We start from the raw sequence: 23,163 nt of genomic DNA, 5'->3' as shown, positions 1-23,163 counted from the left end.
AAGATGTATCATTTTAAACAGGGACGTTGGGATCAATTACAGCAAGATGCCAAATTGATCCGAACACAGGTTTTTATTGTTGAACAACAGATTCCTGAAGCAGAGGAATGGGATGATCACGATGCCATTTCACAACATTTTGTGATTTATGATCAAGATCAGCCGATTGCCACAGGACGTTTGTTGCAGAATCACAGTGTAGGGCGAGTGGCTGTTGTTAAAGCCTATCGGGGGCAAGGCATTGGACGAATGATCATGCTAGAGATTATTGCCTATGCACAACAACAGGCTCGATCTCATCTGCGACTTTCCTCACAAATCCATGCAGTTTCATTTTATCAACAGCTTGGTTTTATCGTGCAAGGTGATGAATATGATGAGTGCGGAATTCCGCATATTGAAATGACGATGAATCTAAATACTTTATAAATGAAAATCGTGTTGAAAGGGCTTATCTATGGAGTGTGATCAAGATCATGTAAGCCCATATTCTGATGCTACTTTTGTTGCTTATCCTCAATAACTTCTGATGCAGCAGAAGCAGGTTCATGTTGAGCAAGCTCTTTTTGTTGTTGGGCTTTACGTTGCGCACCCGGCATATAATCAGGCTCTTGAGACATCGCTAGATAGAAAAAGCTGAGAAAAATCGTACTTAGTACACCGACAATGATGACAAACTTCCATCCTAATACCGTTTCTTCATTTGAGTTTTTTTGTGGTGATGGTTGGTTGCTCATCATAAATTCCAAAAATTAAAATTTTAAGGTTGTAGCATTAATCAATAAAATTAATAAAACCTTAAATATTATATGGCTTTCTGATTCATTTGAGTGGCGTTTATCCATTTATATTTTGACTGAATTAAAAGCATGGATTTACAAAAGTCAGTGCTTTGAATTCCATCTAAGATAAAAAATCACAGAAAGTAAATGATTTGATCAAGTGGGTGGGAAAGCCAAGTCTTAAATTTGGGTCATTCAAGACTTGGTTGTTACTTTATTTAAAGATTTTTCCAATCTTCAATTGCTTTTAAGCCGGTTTCGATCCCGACATCATAGCTATAGCGGATTTTTGCTTTATTTTTAGAAAGTCGACCAGCCATGTTTTTTAAATCAGGTGGACAAACTTCAAGGATTTTTTGTCCTAATGCTGAACGTGCAAATTGTACAGAATCATTGTAACGTCGAGTTCTTGAAAGTAAGCTTTTTGCAAAACCACGCTTTTGTTGAAACATATATTTAGCGAGTAACTGATCACCTTTGCTGCTAGCTTTATAATAATTTTGAGGACGTGTTCGCAGTACCATGAGTTTTGAAACATCATGTTGTTGAGCTGCCCAATGTACGGGTAGGGCATCTGCAACACCACCATCAAAATAGGGTTCACCAAATACGTCAACTGCTTGACGTGTCAAAACTGGAATCGAACTAGATGCTCTTAATCCATCTAGAATATTGTCTTTAGATGCCTTGATATAAGTAGCTTCGCCTGAAATTGCATGGGTGAGCACCATATAAAATTCAGGATGATTTTCAAATAGATGTGTCTGATTTAAAGGATATTCTTTTTCAACTACATCCCACATCCATTTTAAATCCAGTAAATCGCCACCTTTAAAGAAACGACCATATTGAATAAATTCAGAACGAAGTGAGTGGTCTAAATAAATTTGCAAAGTACGACCTTGCTGAGCAGCTAAGTAATTTGCGACATTGGTTGAACCAGAAGAAACACCAACACAAAGGTCAAAAGGATTAAATTGTTGCTGTAAAAATGCATCTAAGACACCGCTGGTAAATGCACCACGCATTCCACCACCTTCAACAACCAGTGCCTGACGATTTTGGTGAAGCATTGAAAATCTCGAATAACATGATAAATCCCTGTTTAACACGGATTCATCATGATCGACAATAATATTTTAGTGATGATGTTCATGCTCAGCATGCATTGTTTCGGTTGTCATCGATGACTCTGACATTTCAGATTGAGCTGCTGCTTTCTTCTGATTCATTGGCATATAATCTGGTTCGTTATTCATTGCCAAGTAAAAAATCACCATAAAAAGAAAACTTAAAATACATGTGATAATGAGTGCTTTCCACCCCCAAGGGGAGGTTTCTGGACAGAGTTTTTCAGACATAGGATTTTTCCTAAAGAGAGAAAATAAATAGCCTTATAACATAAAAATATTATCAACTGATTGTGTAGATGTTAATTACTCTGCTAAAAATCGACTTTTGTCGAATATGGATTGCATTATGAGATTGTTAAAATAGGAAGAGTATTCAATCCAATGAAGACAGATTCTTTCAAGGTAGATAAGAAGCTGAGCAGTATCAGGATAATGGTCTACTTTGAAGGTCATAACAAGATTGATGAAAAACAAAATATGATGGAGAAAAAAATGATTTTGGATTCAACAGATACGGATGTTTTTGCAGCTGTTACACAATTTTATGTACGTTTAAGACGAGTAACAGGGCGTGTGGTTGATGTTCTTTATATGGTAGAAAATCAAGAGTATGCTCAGCACCTAATTGATTATGCAAAAACAGTTGATGATACCGAACTGCAAAGTCATGTAAATCATTTAACACGGTCTTTTAATATCGTGAAAGCGCCTGTTGCCGCAGCGGAACAACCTAAAAAAGTGGTCGAAAGACCTGAGCCTCAAAGAGTTTGGTTCTTAGGTTAAACCTTAATTTTTAAAAGTCTAAAATAAATATTCCTCCCTCTTTGATCAAAGAGGGAGGAAATACAAACAGCTTAGTGTAAAAGCGTCATACTATTTAAATATTTCACCTGATTCAGCATGTTTTCTGAGTAACTTAGGTGCTGTAAAACGTTCACCGTACTTAGCTGCTAATTCCTCTGCTCGTTGTAGCGATTTCGCAACGCCATTTTGATTCAAGAACTGAATCGCACCACCTGTCCACGGCGCAAAACCGATTCCGAAAATCGAGCCGACATTGGCATCAATGACAGACTCCAAAACACCTTCTTCATAACAGCGTAAGGTATCGAGTGCCTGCACAAACAAGAAGCGATCAATGATGTCCTGTTCAGGAATCTGATTGTCTTTGCTCCAACGGCTGAGTCCATCCCATAAATGTTTTTTGCCATTTTCTGGGTAGTCGTAGAAGCCTGCACCTGCTGCTTTACCTTTACGATTCAGCTCGTGAATCATGGTGTGAACCACTTCATCTACAGGGGTTTTTGGTAAGTCGTTCCCTTCAGCTTGTAGCGCTTTGCGGGTTTCGCTTGCAACATGCTCAGTGAGAGTTAAAGAAACCTCATCCTGAATCGCAAGAGGCCCCACAGGCATACCTGCTTTGAGCGCTGCCATTTCGATTTTCGCTGGATGAACACCTTCGGCAAGAAGACGCATACCTTCTTGAATGAACGTACCAAAGACACGGCTGGTAAAGAAGCCACGGCTATCATTGACAACAATTGGAGTCTTGGCAATTTGCTGAACAAAGTCATAGGCTTTAGCCAATGTTTCAGCAGAAGTCTCTTTACCTTTGATGATTTCTACCAATTGCATTTTGTCTACAGGGCTAAAGAAATGTAGGCCAATAAAGTTCTTGGTATCTTTACTTGCAGTTGCCAAACCTGTGATTGGTAAAGTTGAGGTATTTGAAGCAAAAATACCACCTTCAACTAAATATTGTTCAGCTTCTTGAGTCACTTTAGCTTTGAGTTCTTGATTCTCAAATACTGCTTCAATGATTAAGTCACAGCCTTGCAAATCTGCCGCATCCGCTGTTGCAGTAATCATTGCTAACACTTGATCGCGTTTTTCCGCTGACATACGACCTTGTGAAACACGCTTATCAAGAAGTTTTTGTGAATAAGCTTTGCCTTTTTCTGCATTTTCCACAGACACATCTTTGAGTACGACAGGAATACCTTTGATTGCGGTTGAGTAGGCAATCCCTGCACCCATCATGCCTGCACCCAGCACTCCGACTTTGGTGACTTGCCATTTTGCAACATCAGCAGGGCGGCTGGCACCTGATTTAATAGCATTGAGACCATGCCAAAATGTACCGATCATGTTTTTAGAAACTTGACCGACAGTCAGTTGAGTGAAGTAACGTGACTCGATACGTAAAGCGGTATCCACATCGACTTGCGCACCTTCAACTGCGGCAGCCATAATTGCTTCAGGCGCAGGGTAACAGCCTTTGGTTTTGTCACGCAGCATGGCAGGGGCGATCGCAAGCACTTGTGCAACCGCAGGAGTGCTTGGACTGCCACCTGGGATTTTGTAGCCTTTCACATCATATGGTTGCTGTGATTTCGGATTAGCTTTCACCCAAGCAATCGCTTTTTCTAAAAGCTCTTGTTCATTCTCAGCCGTGTCATGTACCAAACCCAGTGATTTTGCTTTATCGACACCAAATTGCTTACCTTCCATGAGGAACGGGAATGCATTTTGTAAGCCAAGCAAACGTACCATACGGACGATACCACCACCGCCTGGGAGTAAGCCCAAAGTCACTTCAGGTAAACCAAACTTGGTTTTTGGATCATTAATCGCAATACGATAATGGCAACCTAAAGCGATTTCCCAACCACCACCAAGTGCTGTACCGTTTAAAGCGGCAACGACAGGTACGCCTAAAGTTTCGATCGTGCGTAAGTCACCTTTGAGTTTTTCAATCATTTTGAAAAATTCAGTCGCATGTTCAGGTTGCACTTGAATCAGTTCATCCAAGTCACCACCAGCGAAGAAGGTTTTCTTCGCAGAACGGAAAATAATGCCTTTTAGATCAGTTTCAGCTTTCAGCTTTTGGCTGATTTCATTGAGTGAGTCACGAAATTCTGCATTCATGGTATTTGCAGATTGACCCGATGAATCAAGGGTAAGAATTACAATATTGTCAGCGTTTTTTTCGTATTTAATAGCGCTCATACATCATCGTCCAATATTTTATGAGCTTAATCGTAAGTGACCTGCATAAGTAAATATAAGCATCGCAGCGTCTTGTTAAGCTCTCATCTAGTTTTAGGATAAACCTTCGGTTCGACCTACTTTTGTTTCGTCAAAAGTAGGCAAAACCATTGTCATTCGCAAAACCTGTTCAATTCTTTCATTTATACAATTTATCGCAGAAACAATATATTGTAGATACTATGCAGGTTGCGAATGACGTTTCCGAGTCTCATATTTCAGGGAGGTTTTGAGTGATTTACACCAACTCGATAATGGTAGCGATGCCCATACCACCACCCACACATAATGTTGCTAGACCACGCTTCTTGCCTTGACGTTCTAATTCATCCAATAACGTACCTAGAATCATAGCGCCCGTTGCGCCTAAAGGATGTCCCATCGCAATTGCACCACCATTGACATTGACTTTCTCGGCAGGAACTTTCAATTCAGTGATAAAACGCATCACCACAGCAGCAAAAGCTTCATTCACTTCAAATAAATCAATATCGTCGATGCTTAAGCCTGCTTTTTCTAATGCTTTACGTGTAGCAGGAGCAGGACCAGTCAACATAATGGTTGGGTCAGTACCCACCAATGCAGTTGCAAGTACTTTTGCACGTGGTTTCAAACCTTGTTCTTTGACTGCTTTTTCAGAAGCCAATAACACCACCGCAGCACCATCGACGATGCCTGATGAGTTGCCTGCATGATGCACATGGTTAATTTTTTGCGCTTCAGGATACTTCTGTAAAGCAATAGCATCGAAGCCCATTTGACCCATCATTTCAAAGCTAGCATTCAGTTTTGCCAAACCTTCAACAGTGGTCGTTCCTTTGATAAATTCGTCTTTTTCTAGGATTGTTACACCTGCATGATCTTTCACAGGCACAACTGATTTATCGAAATAACCATTTGCTTGAGCAGCAGCAGCCTTTTGTTGTGAGCCAACTGCAAAAGCATCGACATCTGCACGACTATAACCATCCAAGGTTGCAATCAAGTCTGCACCCACACCCTGTGGCACAAAAGAAGATTTTAAGTTGGTTTCAGGATCAAGCGCCCACGGTCCACCATCTGAACCCATCGGGATACGCGACATGGACTCTACACCGCCAGCAACCACAACATCTTCCCAGCCTGAGCGAACTTTTTGTGCCGCCAAGTTTACTGCTTCTAAACCGGAAGCACAGAAACGGTTGATTTGTACACCCGCAACATCATCATTCCAACCTGCGGCAATCGCAGCAGTTTTGGCAATATCGCCACCTTGATCACCAATTGGTGTAACACAACCTAAAACGATATCATCGACTTTAGAGGTATCGAGTTGGTGACGTTGTTGTAATTCATTCAATAATGTTGTGAGTAAAGTAATTGGTTTTACTTCATGTAATGAGCCGTCTTTTTTTCCTTTTCCGCGTGGTGTGCGAATGGCATCAATAATATAGGCCTCGCTCATAGCTGTTCCTTGTATTGCCTTAAATTAAAAATCATTGTGCTTCGAGTGTACTCAATTTAAGTGGCAGTGCAATGATGATAAACATTGGCAAGTTTGATGTTTTTCGCCAATTTGATGGGTTAAGCAAGTGATCCATCAAATTGTTAACTTTGGTGCTCTTTTACATGTCTAGCGACATCTTCGATTAGACTAATGTTTGGAAATGATTGATAGAAAAGATGGGCGAAAGCACATGATAAAACCAAAGTCTTACTATGCCCTGATAGCATTCATGCTGCCATTTTGTGGATGCGATTCATCTGGACGGAATATTGAAAATAACAAAGTAGTAGAGGATAAAAATAAAGTGAGCCAAACTTACTCAAATCAGCCCGCTGATGACAAAATGCTTTTAGTTTTGTCTGCACCCTCTATCCATGATCTTTACTATAAACCCGCTTTTCAACGGATTGTGGACTTTCAAATTAATTATGCTCAATCCATTCTCGGCAATGATAATGTGGTGATTTTGGTCGATGAAGATACTAAGCCTTATTTCACGGGTAAAGTTCCTGAAGACATTTTATTGGTGGATGATGTACGAGATATTTGGATGCGTGACTTCACCACAGTCAATCCAATTAAACCTGTACAATTTATCTATACATGGGCTTCGATGAGTGAGAAGCAAAGTAAAGCAGTGCAGAAAAGTTTTAGTCGTTTTGCAGGCCGTTATCAAATTCAAAGAGCGAAAACTGATCTGATGATTGATGGCGGCAATCTGGTTGATGATTATGCAGGTCGAGTGATCACCACTACTCGTTTTATGGAAGATAATGAGCTGAGTTATGATGAGGCGAAACAAGAATTAAAAATGGTTTTAGGTGCGAAAGAAGTTGCCATCCTAGAACCCGATGAAGAGGTACTTGCACATTCAGATGGGATGGTGAGTTGGGTTGATAAAAACACGTTGCTTGTGAATGATTATTCAAAAACACCATCATTTAGAACAACGGTGATGGATGAGTTGAAAACTTCATTTCCAAGTGCAAAAATTGTGGAAGTGCCTGTTGAGTATAAGACCAATCCAAAAGGTCAGTGGGATGGTTTTGAATCGGCATGTGGCGTGAATCTGAATGCCACGGTCACGCATAACAATATTTATGTACCGACTTTTAATATGCCACATGACCAAAAAGCATTGAGTATTATTAAGCAAAATACCTCGAAGAAAGTGATTCCGATCAATGCGGAAAGTGTTTGTCCAATGGGAGGTAGTGTACGTTGTCTGACTTGGCAAGTGGCAGGTGAAAATGCAGGGAAACTTATTCAAGCTGCACGAGAAAGATAATAATTTGAATAACTTGCATCTGATCCTTCACGGGCAGATGCAAGTTCGTTAAACTTGTCTGCCATTTTTAGTGTGCTCATAAAAAATGAAGTTTATCAATGTCATTGGTACGACTGGTTCAGGTAAATCGACATTTGCTCGTCTGTTGGCCCAAAAGCAACAATTACAATACATCGAAATGGATGATTTGTTTTGGCTAGACGATTGGCAAGAACCAACGGATGAGGTGTTTTTTGAAAAATTAAAAAATAAAATGGATCGTACTCCAGGTGGTTGGGTATTGGATGGTAATTATACTCGTACTATGTCGTTAAAATTGGTGAAAATAGATACCATAGTTTGGTTGGATTACTCGTTTTCTAGAAATTTTTTTCATTTAATGAAACGGAGTTTATTCAATCTTATAAGCCAAAGAAAATTATGGGAAAACTCTAATAATCGGGAGAGTTTAAAGCTATTGTTTTCTAAACAATCAATTTTTATTTGGTTGATTCAGCAATATCCTAGAAATAAAACAAAATATCAAATGATGATGCAGGATCAAAAGTATCAACATATTCAATTTATTCATCTAACTTCACCGAAACAAGCAGCAGAATTTTTACAGCAAATTAAGGTTGTACAATGACACGTATAGGAGCAAAAGCCCTTTGCTTATTTCGTTATGGGGATAAGGTACTACTTGCCAAAGGCTATGATCCTAATAAGGATGAATATTTTTTCAGACCAATTGGCGGTGGAATAGAGTTTGGCGAAACTTCTGTACAAGCGATTGAAAGAGAAGTTCTAGAAGAAATTCAGCAACAGATTGCTCAGCCTAAACTTATTTGCGTACTGGAAAATCTATTCAGTTTTGATGGTCAACAAGGGCATGAAATTGTTTTTGTATATGATGCTGAATTTGTGGACTCCGCATTATATAACGAAGCCGAGATACAGGGTCACGAAACCAATGGCTTCACATACATTGCGCAATGGCTGAGCCGAGAGCAGATCGAATTTAGCCGATTTCCTGTTTATCCCAAAGGGATAGAGCAATGGTTATTTGCTCAATCATCAGAATAGATAGCCTGAGTTTTCAGACTATCTAGTAGAACATTTGATTTACAAATGCTGTCCATGCAGTTGGCGATATAAACCAGGCGTAACTCCCGTCCATTTTTTAAAGGCACGGTGGAAGGTACTGGTTTCGCTGAAGCCGACTTGTTGAGCGACATCTTCAAGGGTGAGATTAGGGGTGAGTAATAAGTGAATTGCAGCATCACGACGTAACGCATCCTTCACACCTTGATAGCTTTTTCCTTCCGCAGCTAAACGACGGCGCAACGTTTGTGGTGATAAATACAACATTGATGCAACATCATTCAGTGTTGGCATTTCTTCGCCAATTTGGCTTTTCAACACATCACGAATACGTGAAGTTAGGGAGTTGGTATTCTTAAATTTTACCAATAATTGTGCAGGCGCAGCTTTTAAGAATTCTTCTAAGGTTTTGTCATCTTGGCGTATCGGTAAATCGAGATAATCAGCAGCAAAAGTGATTTCTGTACGTGGTGCATCGAATTGCATCACAGGCGCAAAAAATAGCGCATCATATTCATCGGCGTGGTTAGGGCGTTCATAGCCAAAATGTACACGTTCCAAAGGTAGTCGGCGTTCGATTAACCATGAAGCAAGTCCATGCCAAATCATCAGCATGCTTTCAGTAATGAAATGATCAGGGTCAAGCGCTTTAGGAATGTGAGGCACTAAACGAGCTTCGTGTTTATCGCGCTCTAAACTTACAGACCATTCATCACCGAATAATTTGTAAAATTGTGAGGAAAGTTCGAGTGCTTGCCCAAGCGTCTTGGAGTGGATGATCAATTGGCACATGATGGCAAATGTACCTAAACGGCGGGGTTGTACATCAAAACCCACATGTTCGTCTTGAGTGACCATCCATAACATTTTAACAAAGCGGGTATATTGTTCGGGAGAGATACGCGCTTTTGGCTGACGTAACAGTTCTGCTTCTATGCCGACATGTGAAAGTAATGTTTCAACGTCCATGCCTAGGCGTTTCACACCTGTTAAAGCCGCATTCACGAAGTGGATGCTGATCGTATCACGGCTCATATTGAATCCTTCAGTTTCTTTACTATTCACGATAATTGACCTAAATAACCGTCTAAAATATCAAATTGGGCAATTGACAAGAAAAATAATTGCTCAATACGTACATGTTAAATTGCCGAAACTATCAAGGTAAATGGCTGAACATGACATTGTTTTTGTGTTTATCAGTACCTAGTATAAAAGAAAATTTAAACAAATTGAGTAAAAATTATTATGCCATCTGCTTTAAAAGGATTGAAAGTCCTCGATTTTTCTACTTTATTACCTGGACCATTTGCAAGTATGTATCTTGCTGACATGGGTGCAGAAGTGATCCATGTTGAATCACCAACGCGTCCAGATCTCGTGAGAATTATGCCACCCTATGCCAATGGGCAAGCCACTGCGCACAGTTATCTGAATCGAAATAAACAGTCGATTGCACTTGATCTAAAAGATCCAAGTAATATTGAACTGATCAAAAATAAAATTTCTGAGTTTGATATTGTGCTTGAACAATTCCGTCCTGATGTCATGCGCCGTTTAGGTTTGGACTATGAGACTTTGGCAGAGATTAATCCGCGTCTCATCTATTGCTCGATTACGGGTTATGGTCAAACGGGAAGTTATAAAGATCGGGCAGGACATGACATTAACTATTTGGCACTTGCGGGTGTTTCTGGTCATAGTGGTCGTCAAGATAGTGGCCCACCACCACTTGGAATTCAAATTGCGGATGTGGCAGGTGGCTCTTTGCATGCGGTGATTGGTATCTTAGCTGCGGTTGTTGAGCGTCAACGTAGTGGTCTTGGACAATATATTGATATTTCCATGACAGATTGTGTGGCAAGTTTAAATAGTATGGCTGCTTCTGCAAGTTTGGCAGGGCAAACACCACAAGCCCCTGAAACGGGTATGCTCAATGGTGCAAGTTTCTATGATTATTATGAGACTCAAGATGGGCGTTATTTCTCAGTCGGTAGTTTAGAACCACAATTTATGGCAGGTTTGGCTGCGGCTTTAGAATTACCATTACTTCTTGCCAAAGGCACATCATTTGATGCAGAAGACCGCCAAGCGGTGAAACAAGCATTACAAGAAAAGTTTAAAACCCAAGATTTTGTAGTATGGCAGCAACTTTTTAAAACCTTAGATATTTGTGTGGAACCTGTTTTGAGCCTTGACGAAGCATTGGTTTCTCCAATTGCTGAACAACGTGGTTGGGTTGTGGATGTACCATTATCTGAAAATAGTGAACAAACCGAAGCGCAATTGGCATGTCCAATTAAATTCTCACGTTCACAAATTAAATATGCCTTTATTGGTCAGGGTCTAGGTGAGGGTAAGTGGTAGATAATATGTGATATTTATCACTGATTGTTAAGATGTCGTACAGTTTGTTAACGTTTTAAATAAATTGTTATCAAAAAAATCAGAGTAACCTTTTATAAATAAGAATATAAAAGGTTACATAAACATGACAATCTCTCACGTTCAGATTGTTTCTTGTTTATCCTTTCTATCATTAAGTTTAGTTGTACAACATGCTCAAGCAACTTCAGCATTTGATCCAAAGGGTCAGTGGTTGTTTGGTGATTGGAACGGTCAACGCACTGCGTTACAAGAATAGGGTTATCGCTTTTCTGCGGATTACACAGGTGAATTTGCAGGAGTTTTAGATGCTAAACAGTCTTCTAGTCACGGTAATGAATTTACTGGGCAATTGGCTTTAGGCACACACTTCGATCTCAATAAAATTCTAGGTTGGTAAGATACTAAGGCGCAGTGATGTTCGTTGCAGCAACCCAAGATAATTATCTTCGTGCATTCAATGTTTCAAATAGCGATAAGTTATGGGAAGCACGTTTACCTGCGGGTGGGCATGGTTCATTTGGGACTAAAATGAGTGATTATTTAGTCGCTTACACATTGCCAGATAAGAACTAATTTCATTTAGAAAATGATTGTAAAAGCTCAGATTTATCTGAGCTTTTTCTATTTGTGGCAATTAGATAGGCTTATCAATAAAATCGTTATTAAATATGCAAAAAAAGCATTTTGTTGATGAATAAAAGCTCGCTATGCTAGTCGCCTTTATAATGAATGACTAGCCATACGCCATGTATTTATATACGGATTTCGATCAACAACTGATTAACCAACGTGTTGCCCAGTTTCGCGATCAAACAGAACGCTATTTAGCAGGAAAATTGACCGAAGACGAATATCGTCCATTACGTTTGCAAAATGGTCTGTACGTGCAACGTTATGCACCTATGCTCCGTATCGCTGTGCCGTATGGCTTGATGAATACTAAACAACTTAGAAAAATTGCTGAAATTGCGACTGAATATGATCGTGGTTATGCCCACGTTTCAACTCGTCAAAATATTCAGTTGAACTGGCCTGCTTTAGAAAATGTACCTGATATTCTTGCTGAGCTAGCAACAGTACAAATGCATGCCGTACAAACCTCTGGTAACTGTATTCGTAATACAACGACTGACCAATTTGCAGGTGTGGTTGCAGGTGAAATTGCTGACCCACGTCCAACATGTGAATTAATTCGTCAGTGGAGTACGTTCCACCCTGAATTTGCATTCTTACCACGTAAGTTCAAGATTGCAGTTTCTGCTTTAGAAGAAACAGATCGTGCTGCAACTGCATTCCATGATATTGGTGTTTATATCGTTCGCAATGAAGCAGGCGAAATCGGTTATAAAATCATGGCGGGTGGTGGTCTAGGTCGTACTCCAATTATTGGTAGTATAATCCGTGAGTTCTTACCACGTGAAGATTTGATTGCTTATTTAGAAGCGACCTTACGTGTGTATAACTTGCATGGTCGTCGTGACAACAAATACAAAGCACGTATCAAAATTTTGGTAAAAGCATTAACGCCACAAGTATTTGCTGAAAAAGTTGAAGCCGAATTTGAACACACACGTGAAGCATTGAAGATTCAGCCTGAGATCTTGAAAAAATTAGATGAAGAATTCACTCCATTTGATTATCAAGATTTAGAAGATCAAGATTTCACAGCATTGTTTGCTGAATATCCTAAATTCAAACAATGGTTCAACGTGAATACCAATGCACATAAAGTCAAAGGTTATCGTATTGTGACGATTTCTTTGAAACGTGCAGGGGTAGCTCCAGGCGATGTCACCACTGAAGAAATGAACTTAATTGCGGATTTAGCGGATAAGTATACTTTTGGTGAGTTCCGTACCACACATGAACAAAATATTTCACTAGTGGATGTCCCACAAAAAGATTTATTTGAATTGTGGCAAACCTTAGAACAGAACAATATGGCACGTGCGCATATTGGTTTTATTACCGATATTATTTGCTGTCCAGGCGGTGATTTCTGTTCATTGGCAAATGCCAAATCAATTCCAATTTCAGAAGCGATTAGCCGTCGTTTTGATGATTTAGATACCATCTATAATCTTGGTGAACTTGATCTGAATATCTCAGGCTGTATGAATGCTTGTGGTCATCACCATGTGGGTAACATTGGTATCCTTGGTGTAGATAAAAAAGGTGCAGAATTCTATCAAATCACGCTAGGTGGCAACGCGAATCATGATGCATCTATCGGTGATATCTTAGGACCATCTTTTGCTGCTGATGCAGTACCTGATGTCATTGAAGAAATCCTCAATACTTACCTTGATCTACGCACTGAAGGTGAGCGTTTCATTGATACGTATCGCCGTGTAGGTATCCAACCATTTAAGGAGCGTGCTTATGCTTAATACATCGCTACAAGTGCTGTTCAAAGATGGCACGATTGCTGATAATACTTATCAAGTGATTGCTGAAGATGGCGTGATTCCACAAGGTGATGTGGTTGTAACAACTGCTCAACTTGATCAGTTGGCAAATGTACAAGCTAAAAAAGCGTTATACATTACTGTCAATGATTCACCTGAAACTCATCAATTTCCATTGAATGAGTTGGATACAATCTTCATAGAGTTTGCTGGTTTCAATGATGGACGTGGTTATTCATTTGCAGCATTATTACGCCGTCAAGGTTATCAAGGCGAGTTACGTGCTGTTGGTGATATCTTCAAGGATGTTTTGAATTATTTAAAACGTTCTGGCTTTGATAGTTTTGTGGTTAAAGAAGGTAAAGACATTCATGAAGCCGCTGCTGGACTTCAAGATTTTACCAATCCTTATCAAGCATCCACGGCTGTGCCACAAGCAAGTTACCAAACAGGTGCTTAAGCTTATTTAATTAAAAAGGCTGAACTCAGGTTCAGCTTTTTTATTGCGTATTAATATAGATTGAAGAATAACAATGCTGACCTTTATTACAAAAATAAATCCTGGGGTGATTTGGCTGCTTTTCGCCATCGCAACGGATGTACTCTCAACTTTTTATTCTGCCAAAGCAAATGGATTAGTGAATAAGCTCGATCAAGGAATCGCCTTGGTTTTATATCTTGTTTCTTTTACTTGTGCTGCGATTGCATTGAAATATATGCAGGCTGGGATTTTATATGTGCTTTGGTCTGGACTAGGTGTTATTGCGACAGCTGCTTTAGCAAAAGTTTTTTTAGGACAGCATATTGATGTAGCAGGGTGGGTTGGGATTGGATTTATTACAATAGGATTAATGATTATTGCCCAGTATTCAAATATTGATGTTTAATAATGAATATAGAATGACAGCTATTTTTAAATTTGTTATAAAAAATTAAAACATTTATTTAGAAAGAACATGTTTAAATTTTTAAAAAAGATATTTTGTTCATCTGAGCCATATATAAATACAGCCGAAATATTGGCAGAACGCCAAGCGCTTGAACAAACACGTATATCGAATATTCCTCAGCCTGAACCAGAAATCGTAGACATTCCATTTATTAGAAAGAGTTTGGATGAGTTGATATGGTTACTGAGAGATTATGATGGTTATGCGCGACAACGAACATTAGAACATTTAAAGGATTGCTACGAACAAGAACTGTTTCCTGCCTTATTATTTCGTTTAAGTGATTATGTGGAAATCAATCGAGAGTTGGCAGCACAACATATTCAATGTTGGAGTCAGCGTCCTGAATTTACTCAATTGTGTATAGATCATTTTTTACAGATTGCTGCAGTACAACAACGTGTACGTACTGTCCCTGAAATTGAAAATTTATTACTGAATACTGTAGCGAAAAATAAAGATTATTTGCAGCGCACCGTTATTTCTGAACAAGGTCAATTACCTCGTGTACTATTGAATTATATTGTAGAAAATCAATGGATTAAGCAGGAGCAATTACTTGAATTATCTAAAATTGCGAAAGATCAAATCGTGCGTAAATTTTGGTTAGATCATATTGCTCAAAATGAATCAGACCAAACATTATTATTTGAATTAAAACATAGTCAATTTAGAGATGTTCAATATTATTTATTTGATGTTTTATATCAAAGAAAAATTTTAAATACTGATGATATTATTGAATTATGGCATAGTCGTTTTTTATCCGTTATGGATTATGCTTATTTTGCATTAAGACAACAAAATTTTGATTTTGAAAATTATTTTAATCAGTATCCGATCGAGTTGCTCAGTCCACAGCAGGTGAAAATTCGAGCATATCAATGGGTTTTATTTAAAGGGGAGCAAGCACAGTTTTTTGAGATCATTGAAAAAATTGAAATTAAACCGATTGCGAATGCTTTGGTTTTGTTTGCGTTAAAGCAAAAGTTTATTCAATTTCACCAGTATTTAGATTATTTTGCATTAACCCAACAGAAGTTATTACCGCACAACTTTATTAAAGCAAAGGTATGTAGTGATACTCAACCAACTTTGGATGAACTCAAACAGTACTTATCTTTAGTTAAAGATAATCTGTCATTACAGCAGAGACTCGATTTAACACAAGGCTATAGTTTATGGGATCAGCTATATTGGTTTGTTACTCAACAAGAATATATACAGACAGAAAAAGATCAGCAGGATTTTTATTATCATTTACGATGCCGTCTACAGTTTCTAAGTTATGAAATCTATCCGCCACGATGGACAGTGATTCAGAAAGACCAAATGAAACAGCAATTGCCAGTTTTTATGAAGCAATATTCTGAGATTTTTGAAGATGTAGACGTCAAGAAAATACTCGGAAGTCTTTAAGTGAATGATGTGGTTGATGCAATATAGGCTTTATATTGCATCAACAAAATTATCTTATTCTTCAAGCTGACAATTGACCATCCATTTGATTCCGAACTGATCAGTGAAAGCACCATACAGTGCGCCCCAAAAGGTTTTTTCTAATTGCATTTCAATATGACCACGTACAGAAAGCTGGTTGAATAAACGTCGTGCCTCCATTTCATCGTGTTCAATATTGATTGAAATATAATGATTGTTGCCTTGGGTGAAAACACTATTCGGAGAGCAGAACTGATCATTAACGTCTGAACCCATGAGTACGGTATATTCATTAATAGGTAAGGAAACATGCAGAATTAAGCATTTATCTGCTTCTGATAACATAACCCCTTCTGTAGGTGGCATATCACCATAGCGACTGATTATTGTGAATTCACCGCCAAAAACAGATTGATAAAAAATAAATGCTTGTTCAGCTTGTCCTTTAAAATTTAGATAATGGTTGAGCTGCATGAGGGAACTCCTTGTTGTTTTTTTATACAGTGCATAACTTATCGGGATTTTAATAACAGGTGCATTATTTTTTGTAATTATGAAAATAAAAAATCCTGCACTTGGCAGGATTTTTAGTTAATCGAATTAATGTTTAGATCAATTCAATTGCAACTGCTGTTGCTTCACCACCACCAATACAAAGCGCCGCAACACCTTTTTTACCACCAGTGCGTTTAAGTGCATGAATTAATGTAAGAATGATACGTGACCCCGTAGAGCCAACAGGATGACCAAGTGCACAAGCACCACCATTGATGTTCACTTTTTCTGCATCTAATTTGAAGTCATCAATTGGGCACATTGTAACCATTGCAAAAGCTTCATTGATTTCCCAAAGATCAACATCTTGTGCATCCCAACCAGCTTTTTTCAAAACTTTTTCAATTGCCCCTACAGGAGCAATCGTAAATTCAGAAGGATGTTGAGAATTTGATGCGGTTGCAATAATTTTCGCTAAAGGCTGTAAACCGCGTTGAGCAGCAACATCACTTGAGGTTAATACAAGCGCAGATGCACCATCAGAAATTGAACTCGCATTTGCCGCAGTAATTGTACCGTCTTTTGCAAAAGCAGGTTTTAGCGATGGAATTTTATCAATTTTTGCACTTAAAGGTTGTTCATCTTGATCAACAACAACATCACCTTTACGGCTAGACACAGTTACTGGAACGATTTCATCTTTGAAATAACCTTCAGTAATTGCTTTCTGTGCACGTTGTAGAGAACGTATAGCGAAATCATCCATTTGTTCACGTGTATAGCTACGTTTATTTGCCATATCTTGTGCAAATGATCCCATCAAACGACCAGTTTCTGCATCTTCTAAACCATCAAGGAACATATGATCCTTAATTTCACCATGACCCATGCGATAACCTGCACGTGCTTTAGGTAAAACATAAGGAGCATTGGTCATGGATTCCATACCACCCGCAACGACGATCTCAGCACTACCAGCTTTGATCATATCCGCAGCTTGCATCACAGCTTTCATGCCTGAACCACAAAGTTTGTTAATGGTTACTGCACCAGTTGAATCAGGCAAACCTGCTTTACGCATAGCTTGGCGAGCTGGACCTTGTTTTAAACCTGCTGGTAAAACACAACCCATGATCACTTCTTCTACGTCAGTTGGCTGTAGACCAGAACGAGCAATTGCTTCTTTGATTGTGATTGCACCTAATTCTGGTGCAGTTGCGCTTGATAATGCGCCTTGGAAGCCGCCCATTGCTGTACGAGCGCCATTGACAATTACGATGTCAGTCATTGTGTGTCTCCAGACTTATAATTTGCAGAGAATGTTCAAAACCTATGCAGTATATTAAAAAAAGCATGCGAATAAAGTATTTTACGTCGTTTAAGCTAGACTGAAGAGTTTTTAACACGTGGTAATTTCCTTACTACGTATTTGTCCCATATTGCTGAGAATGAGTTGAGTGTGCTGATTAGAATCATTCATACAATAAAAGAAGCTTCCATTTGAGCCTCTCGGGAGCCCTGTATCACCTTGGAATGTAAGTGAATTTATTCTTAATGTACCTCTCCAATCTAATCTCCCATACTTATAATTAAATGCTGTGGAATACAATAAAGGATCATTTGAATCACGTTGCCGATTAGCATTTAAATCAAGAAACCCAATTAGTCCACTGTTCCAATCAGAATCACAGCTAGTTAAGTCTTTACTTGCACACAAAGTCACATTTGTATGATGAATCTGTGCGTCAGATTTGGATTTTTGTATGTAAATTGTGAGTGTTCTTTTCATATGATTTACTTCATTTGAAATCAATAATTGATTCAAATAAGGTAAACTGAGGCACGCTAGAATCGCACAAATAGCAAGTGTGACCATTAATTCACTCAGAGTGAATCCTCTAACTTTTAACATTTTTTTACCTTTTGATAATTTTGTAATTTTTTTATTAACAAAGTGTTAAGTAATTACTGTATTTATTAAATTAAGTTTAGTATTAGAAAAACTAACCATTACTTCATCAAGCAAATACTGCTAAAATTGAAGAAAGCGAACAATAAGCTATTCGAACTTTAAAGTTGAATTGAAAATTTACTGAACTACAACGGAAATTGTAAGAAATTTTGTCAATAATTTGCGGGGTTAAAGTTATCAAGCACTTGGAAAATTCATCAAGTGTTTGTATGATTCAAAGTGAAGTGAATAGCTTAAAAATAATACTGTAAACATTTTTATGTTCGCAGGGCCAAAACTCATAGGCTAAGCTTGAACAACAAACAATTGTTATCTCTGGAGGATATCCATGAAATTGAGTCGTATTGCACTTGCTATGCTTGTTGCTGCTCCTTTAGCTGCTGCTAATGCGGGTGTAACAGTAACTCCATTAATGCTTGGTTACACATTCCAAGATTCTAAGCACAACAACAGCACAGAAAATTTAACACATGGCCCTGAAATCCAAGACGATTTATTCGTTGGGGCTGCTATTGGTGTTGAATTGACTCCATGGTTAGGTTTTGAAACTGAATATAACCAAGTGAAAGGTGATGTAGACGCAGTTAGTCCTAATGCTGAATACAAACAACAGCAAATCAATGGTAACTTCTATGTTACTTCTGATTTAATCACTAAAAACTATGACAGCAAAATTAAGCCATATGTATTGTTAGGTGCTGGTCATTATAAATATACTTTTGATGATGTTAACCGCGGTGTTCGTGGTGACAAAGAAGAAGGTACTTTAGGTAATGCAGGTTTTGGTGCTTTCTGGCGTTTAAATGATGCTTTATCTCTTCGTACAGAAGCTCGTGGTACTTATAACATCGATGAAAACTTCTGGAACTATACAGCACTTGCTGGTTTAAATGTCGTTCTTGGTGGTCATTTGAAGCCAGCTGCTCCAGTTGTAGAAGTTGCTCCAGTTGAACCAACTCCAGTTGCTCCAGTTGCTCCACAACCACAAGAGTTGACTGAAGATCTTAACATGGAACTTCGCGTATTCTTTGATACGAACAAGTCTGACATCAAGCCACAATACAAGTCTGAAATCGCGAAAGTAGCTGAGAAATTAGCTGAATATCCGAATGCGACTGCACGTATTGAAGGTCACACTGACAACACTGGTCCACGTAAGTTAAACGAACGTTTATCTTTAGCGCGTGCTAACTCTGTTAAGTCTGCACTTGTAAATGAATACAACGTGAATGCAACTCGTTTGACGACTCAAGGTTTTGCTTGGGATCAACCGATTGCTGACAACAAAACTAAAGAAGGTCGTGCTATGAACCGTCGCGTATTTGCTGCGATCACTGGTAGCCGTACTGTTCTAGTACAACCAGGTCAACAAGCTCAATAATTTGAGTTTTTGAACTGAATAAAAAAGCGACTCTGATGAGTCGCTTTTTTATATGGGTTTGTATACAAGTGATTTGAATATATAAACATTTTGATTACTCCTGCAAAATGATTTGACTGATGTGTTTGATTAATATTTTCTAGAATTTACCAAACTTCTTTTCTAAGCTGTTGTTTGGTATTTTGTCTTTCACGACGGTGTTGAGCTCTAGGTTTTTCCGTTTCATGGATTCCTCCTTTTTGTAGTAAAGGGGAGAGTGCAACAGGATTACGAACTTTGATTTTAGGCATTGCTTTAAGTTTCATCTATTTAACCTTTTATACATAGAACTTGTTTAAGGGTGTGCACGATTTCGATTAAATCTGATTGGTTTGCCATGACTTGATCAATATCTTTATATGCACTTGGTATTTCGTCAATTACACCACTGTCTTTACGACATTCAATACCTTGGGTCTGCTGAATCAAATCCTCTTGACCAAAGAGTAATTTGGCTTTACTACGGCTCATTTTTCGTCCTGCACCATGTGAACATGAGCAAAAGGATTCGGGATTGGCTTTGCCTCTCACGATATAAGAGCGTGCCCCCATTGAGCCAGGAATAATTCCAAATTCATCCAAACCTGCTCGAATTGCACCTTTACGTGTGATCAGAAGGTCTTCGCCAAAATGATTTTCTCGACTGACATAATTGTGGTGGCAATTAATTGCTTCTTTGGTCATTTGAAAGGGGGGAAGTAGAGGGCGAATAGCCTCTAAAATCAAGCGCATCATTTCACGCCGATTTTCAAAAGCGTATTCTTGTGCCCATTCAACTGCTTCAACATAGTCATCAAAGCTATTTGAACCTTCAGCAAAATAGCTCAAATCTTTATCTGGCACATGTCCAAAACGGTGTTGAGCTTCTTTCTTTGCCAGTTCAATAAAATAAGTCCCAATTACATTGCCTAAGCCGCGGCTGCCTGAATGGAGCATGACCCAAACATCTTGGTTTTCATCAAGGCAGAGTTCGATAAAGTGATTGCCACCGCCTAAGGTACCGAGTTGTTTTTGCCATGTCGCATCAAATTTTCGCAGCATCCGAACCAGTCCAGAATGCTTTTTGATGATGGGTTGCAAGCGTTTTTCCAGTGGAATAATACTTGAGGCTTTCGCCTTAATTTGTTTATGTAACTCAAAACCCACAGGGACTTTACGTTCAATTGCATGACGTAAAGGTGCGAGATTATCTGGCAACTGTGATGCTTTGAGATTGAGTCGAATTGCATTCATGCCGCAACCAATATCAACACCGACAGCAGCTGGAATAATTGCATTTTTTGTGAGGATGACGCTGCCTACAGTTGCACCTTTGCCAACATGTACATCAGGCATAACAGCAATATGTGAATAAACAAATTGCAGTTGTGCCATTTTTTTTAGCTGTTCAATGCTGTCGCTATCAATATCAGTCGTGAATATTTTTACTGGAACGCCATATTCAGCATCAGCATTAAGTATTTTTTGTATGCCCATTTTCTTTTCTCGGGTATTTTAATATTGCGTCCGAATAGGCATAAAAAAACCTAGCGAATGCTAGGTTAAGTAGAGCATTCGGACAAGTGATGATTGGATTTGTACACTTGTCCGTGAGTCGACAATGCCAAATCTTAGAGTGTTGTTCCTTGTAGTGCTGGCATCATGTCGTACTCCTATATAATAGTGCAGCTGAAAATATGAGCTACTAATTCTACTGATATTTAGTTAAGGGTCAAGTGAATTTTTGGTTTTTTATTCGCCTTCTTTCACGTTCATGTCTTTATATGCAATCAACTTAGTTTTGTGCTTCCATTTATAGCCCAACCAGATCGCCAAAAATAATGGGATACTGATATAGGTTGAAACTAAGCCTAACCAATCAACTTTACCACCTAGCACAGCTTGATAGTTTTGTCCTAAAATAATGATTGAACACAGAATAAAGGCAAACCATGGCGCAAATGGGAAAAACTTGGCACGGTAAGCCAAATCTTCTAATTTATAACCTTGAGCAATATAACCTTTACGGAAACGATAATGTGAAATTGCAATTCCTAACCAAACGATAAAACCACACATCCCAGACATATTTAATAACCAGTTAAATACTTGTTTTTCGCCGATAAATGTGGTCAAAAAGCACAGAGCAGCAACGGCAGTGGTTGCATAAAGTGCATTCATGGGTACACCACGAGCATCAAGTTTTGAGAACCATTTTGGCGCTCGTCCTTCTTTTGCCATATCGAACAGCATACGTGTAGATGAGTACATTCCAGAGTTACCTGCAGATAAAATCGCACTGAGAATAACTGCATTCATCAAGCTTGCAGCAAAGGCAAAGCCTGCTTTTTCATAAAGTAAGGTAAATGGTGAGAGTGCAATATCTTCACTTTGTGCAGCTTTTAATAGAAGCGGATCATCATAGCTCACCAATGTACCAATGATAAAAATACATAAGATATAAAACAGTAAAATACGCCAGAAGATTTGTTTAATGGCTAAAGGAATCGTTTTCTTTGGATCTTTAGATTCACCTGCTGCAACACCAACCATTTCAGTTCCTTGGAAGGAAAACCCAGCGATCATGGCAACACCAATCAGGGCTTGTAAGCCGCCAACAAACGGTGCATCTTTATAATGCCAGTGTTGAAAGGTTGATACATTCGGTGTCATCATAATTTTAGCAATCATCCAGATACCGATGATAATAAACACAATGATTGCAATCACTTTAATCAAAGAAAATAAGAATTCACTTTCACCAAAGCCTTTTACCGTCAATGCATTAATCGCAAAAATAATCGCAAGGAAGATTGCACTCCAGTAGAACCCTGGAATATCGGGGAACCAAAATTTCATGATGAATTGAACTGCGACCAGTTCAAAAGCAACAGTGATTGCCCAGTTATACCAATAGTTCCAACCTAAGGCAAAGCCGAAACCATCTTCGACATAGCGATTGCCATAGGTAAAGAATGCGCCAGAGGTTGGATTATGTGTGGCTAGTTCGCCTAAACTGGTCATCAAGAAATAAATCATGATCCCAATGAGGGCATAGGCCAATAATGCACCACCAGGACCTGCTGTTGCAATGGTCGAACCCGAGGCAAGGAATAAGCCTGTACCAATAGATCCACCAATGGCAATCATATTCAGGTGACGTGCTCCGAGCTGACGCTGAAGGTGTTGAGGAGCAGATGTATCGCTCATAAAAATTCCTTAAACTGTATAAGGGTCTGTTGACACTTTATATCTGGGTTGCGTTATAGGCTAAAATTTCATCAATCAAGG

General features: G+C 38.8%; 23 protein-coding genes and 2 pseudogenes. 13 read left to right on the top strand and 12 right to left on the bottom strand.

What is annotated here, in order from left to right; all coding sequences use genetic code 11:
• The first annotated feature begins 3 nt into the window (after positions 1 to 3).
• A complete protein-coding gene (locus ACN19N_RS12315) occupies positions 4 to 429 on the top strand; it encodes a GNAT family N-acetyltransferase (protein ID WP_420001431.1) in 426 nt (141 codons plus the stop codon).
• Positions 430 to 497: 68 nt separating this feature from the next.
• On the opposite strand, the gene ACN19N_RS12310 is transcribed toward ACN19N_RS12315, so the two are convergent.
• The 3 genes from ACN19N_RS12310 to ACN19N_RS12300 form a co-directional block, all read right to left on the bottom strand.
• Entirely contained in the window at positions 498 to 737 is a 240-nt protein-coding gene (locus tag ACN19N_RS12310) for a hypothetical protein (protein ID WP_420001430.1), read from the bottom strand.
• Between the two features lie 263 nt (positions 738 to 1,000).
• The gene (locus ACN19N_RS12305; RefSeq protein WP_420001429.1) at positions 1,001 to 1,855 is read right to left on the bottom strand and encodes a patatin-like phospholipase family protein; all 855 of its coding nucleotides are present in this window, start codon (positions 1,853 to 1,855) and stop codon (positions 1,001 to 1,003) included.
• Positions 1,856 to 1,921: 66 nt separating this feature from the next.
• Positions 1,922 to 2,143: a hypothetical protein gene (locus ACN19N_RS12300; protein WP_004664735.1), complete on the bottom strand. Its 222-nt coding sequence runs from the start codon at positions 2,141 to 2,143 to the stop codon at positions 1,922 to 1,924.
• Positions 2,144 to 2,347: 204 nt separating this feature from the next.
• Here ACN19N_RS12300 and ACN19N_RS12295 point away from each other — a divergent pair, with 204 nt between their 5' ends.
• Entirely contained in the window at positions 2,348 to 2,698 is a 351-nt protein-coding gene (locus ACN19N_RS12295; RefSeq protein WP_269228614.1) for a hypothetical protein, read from the top strand.
• 90 nt (positions 2,699 to 2,788) lie between these two features.
• Here ACN19N_RS12295 and ACN19N_RS12290 read toward each other — a convergent pair whose 3' ends face one another.
• The gene (locus tag ACN19N_RS12290) at positions 2,789 to 4,924 is read right to left on the bottom strand and encodes a 3-hydroxyacyl-CoA dehydrogenase NAD-binding domain-containing protein (protein ID WP_420001428.1); all 2,136 of its coding nucleotides are present in this window, start codon (positions 4,922 to 4,924) and stop codon (positions 2,789 to 2,791) included.
• A gap of 277 nt (positions 4,925 to 5,201) precedes the next feature.
• Entirely contained in the window at positions 5,202 to 6,407 is a 1,206-nt protein-coding gene (locus ACN19N_RS12285; protein ID WP_420001427.1) for an acetyl-CoA C-acetyltransferase, read from the bottom strand.
• A gap of 232 nt (positions 6,408 to 6,639) precedes the next feature.
• On the opposite strand from ACN19N_RS12285, the gene ACN19N_RS12280 reads away from it, so the two are divergent.
• The 3 genes from ACN19N_RS12280 to ACN19N_RS12270 all read left to right on the top strand — a co-directional run bounded on the left by ACN19N_RS12280 (position 6,640) and on the right by ACN19N_RS12270 (position 8,802).
• Positions 6,640 to 7,737: an agmatine deiminase family protein gene (locus ACN19N_RS12280; protein WP_420001426.1), complete on the top strand. Its 1,098-nt coding sequence runs from the start codon at positions 6,640 to 6,642 to the stop codon at positions 7,735 to 7,737.
• 85 nt (positions 7,738 to 7,822) lie between these two features.
• The gene (locus ACN19N_RS12275) at positions 7,823 to 8,365 is read left to right on the top strand and encodes an adenylate kinase (protein ID WP_420001425.1); all 543 of its coding nucleotides are present in this window, start codon (positions 7,823 to 7,825) and stop codon (positions 8,363 to 8,365) included.
• Entirely contained in the window at positions 8,362 to 8,802 is a 441-nt protein-coding gene (locus ACN19N_RS12270) for an NUDIX hydrolase (RefSeq protein WP_269228609.1), read from the top strand. Before ACN19N_RS12275 ends, ACN19N_RS12270 begins: the two co-directional genes overlap by 4 nt.
• Positions 8,803 to 8,841: 39 nt before the next feature.
• Here the strand turns inward: ACN19N_RS12270 and ACN19N_RS12265 are convergent, their stop codons facing one another.
• Complete coding sequence (locus ACN19N_RS12265; protein ID WP_269230468.1) at positions 8,842 to 9,855, bottom strand: AraC family transcriptional regulator; 1,014 nt, start codon at positions 9,853 to 9,855, stop codon at positions 8,842 to 8,844.
• Positions 9,856 to 10,068: 213 nt separating this feature from the next.
• Between ACN19N_RS12265 and ACN19N_RS12260 the strand changes: the two genes are divergently transcribed.
• The 7 genes and pseudogenes from ACN19N_RS12260 to ACN19N_RS12230 all read left to right on the top strand — a co-directional run bounded on the left by ACN19N_RS12260 (position 10,069) and on the right by ACN19N_RS12230 (position 15,985).
• Entirely contained in the window at positions 10,069 to 11,187 is a 1,119-nt protein-coding gene (locus tag ACN19N_RS12260) for a CaiB/BaiF CoA transferase family protein (protein ID WP_420001424.1), read from the top strand.
• A gap of 124 nt (positions 11,188 to 11,311) precedes the next feature.
• Positions 11,312 to 11,602 (top strand): annotated as a pseudogene (locus ACN19N_RS12255) (carbohydrate porin); the annotation flags it as partial.
• Positions 11,603 to 11,613: 11 nt separating this feature from the next.
• A pseudogene (locus ACN19N_RS12250) lies at positions 11,614 to 11,781 on the top strand (hypothetical protein); the annotation flags it as partial.
• 173 nt (positions 11,782 to 11,954) lie between these two features.
• The gene (locus tag ACN19N_RS12245) at positions 11,955 to 13,598 is read left to right on the top strand and encodes a nitrite/sulfite reductase (RefSeq protein WP_004664717.1); all 1,644 of its coding nucleotides are present in this window, start codon (positions 11,955 to 11,957) and stop codon (positions 13,596 to 13,598) included.
• Positions 13,591 to 14,076, top strand: a complete 486-nt coding sequence (locus tag ACN19N_RS12240) for a DUF934 domain-containing protein (protein ID WP_241334958.1) — start codon at positions 13,591 to 13,593, stop codon at positions 14,074 to 14,076. The genes ACN19N_RS12245 and ACN19N_RS12240 overlap by 8 nt, the downstream gene beginning before the upstream one ends.
• 73 nt (positions 14,077 to 14,149) lie before the next feature.
• Entirely contained in the window at positions 14,150 to 14,503 is a 354-nt protein-coding gene (locus ACN19N_RS12235) for a DMT family transporter (protein ID WP_269238419.1), read from the top strand.
• Positions 14,504 to 14,572: 69 nt separating this feature from the next.
• Positions 14,573 to 15,985: a hypothetical protein gene (locus tag ACN19N_RS12230; protein ID WP_420001423.1), complete on the top strand. Its 1,413-nt coding sequence runs from the start codon at positions 14,573 to 14,575 to the stop codon at positions 15,983 to 15,985.
• Positions 15,986 to 16,039: 54 nt separating this feature from the next.
• Here ACN19N_RS12230 and ACN19N_RS12225 read toward each other — a convergent pair whose 3' ends face one another.
• The 3 genes from ACN19N_RS12225 to ACN19N_RS12215 all read right to left on the bottom strand — a co-directional run bounded on the left by ACN19N_RS12225 (position 16,040) and on the right by ACN19N_RS12215 (position 18,413).
• Positions 16,040 to 16,480 carry a VOC family protein gene (locus ACN19N_RS12225; RefSeq protein WP_420001422.1) on the bottom strand — a complete coding sequence of 147 codons (441 nt, stop codon included), beginning with the start codon at positions 16,478 to 16,480 and terminating at the stop codon, positions 16,040 to 16,042.
• Positions 16,481 to 16,613: 133 nt separating this feature from the next.
• Positions 16,614 to 17,789 (bottom strand): thiolase family protein, encoded by a 1,176-nt coding sequence (locus ACN19N_RS12220; protein ID WP_269228603.1) that lies wholly within the window; start codon positions 17,787 to 17,789, stop codon positions 16,614 to 16,616.
• 111 nt (positions 17,790 to 17,900) lie between these two features.
• Positions 17,901 to 18,413, bottom strand: a complete 513-nt coding sequence (locus tag ACN19N_RS12215) for a GspH/FimT family pseudopilin (RefSeq protein ID WP_269228602.1) — start codon at positions 18,411 to 18,413, stop codon at positions 17,901 to 17,903.
• Positions 18,414 to 18,801: 388 nt separating this feature from the next.
• On the opposite strand from ACN19N_RS12215, the gene omp38 reads away from it, so the two are divergent.
• Positions 18,802 to 19,854 carry an outer membrane protein Omp38 gene (omp38, locus tag ACN19N_RS12210; protein ID WP_269228601.1) on the top strand — a complete coding sequence of 351 codons (1,053 nt, stop codon included), beginning with the start codon at positions 18,802 to 18,804 and terminating at the stop codon, positions 19,852 to 19,854.
• Between the two features lie 146 nt (positions 19,855 to 20,000).
• Here the strand turns inward: omp38 and ACN19N_RS12205 are convergent, their stop codons facing one another.
• The 3 genes from ACN19N_RS12205 to ACN19N_RS12195 form a co-directional block, all read right to left on the bottom strand.
• Positions 20,001 to 20,159, bottom strand: a complete 159-nt coding sequence (locus tag ACN19N_RS12205) for a hypothetical protein (protein WP_005162067.1) — start codon at positions 20,157 to 20,159, stop codon at positions 20,001 to 20,003.
• Positions 20,160 to 20,163: 4 nt separating this feature from the next.
• Positions 20,164 to 21,369 carry an RtcB family protein gene (locus ACN19N_RS12200; RefSeq protein ID WP_420001421.1) on the bottom strand — a complete coding sequence of 402 codons (1,206 nt, stop codon included), beginning with the start codon at positions 21,367 to 21,369 and terminating at the stop codon, positions 20,164 to 20,166.
• 255 nt (positions 21,370 to 21,624) lie between these two features.
• A complete protein-coding gene (locus ACN19N_RS12195; RefSeq protein ID WP_420001420.1) occupies positions 21,625 to 23,082 on the bottom strand; it encodes an amino acid permease in 1,458 nt (485 codons plus the stop codon).
• Positions 23,083 to 23,163: the final 81 nt, after the last annotated feature.

It is taken from the genome of Acinetobacter sp. LF10 (assembly GCF_048585715.1).
GTDB lineage: Bacteria > Pseudomonadota > Gammaproteobacteria > Pseudomonadales > Moraxellaceae > Acinetobacter.
This window is presented reverse-complemented; position numbering and strand designations above follow the sequence as displayed.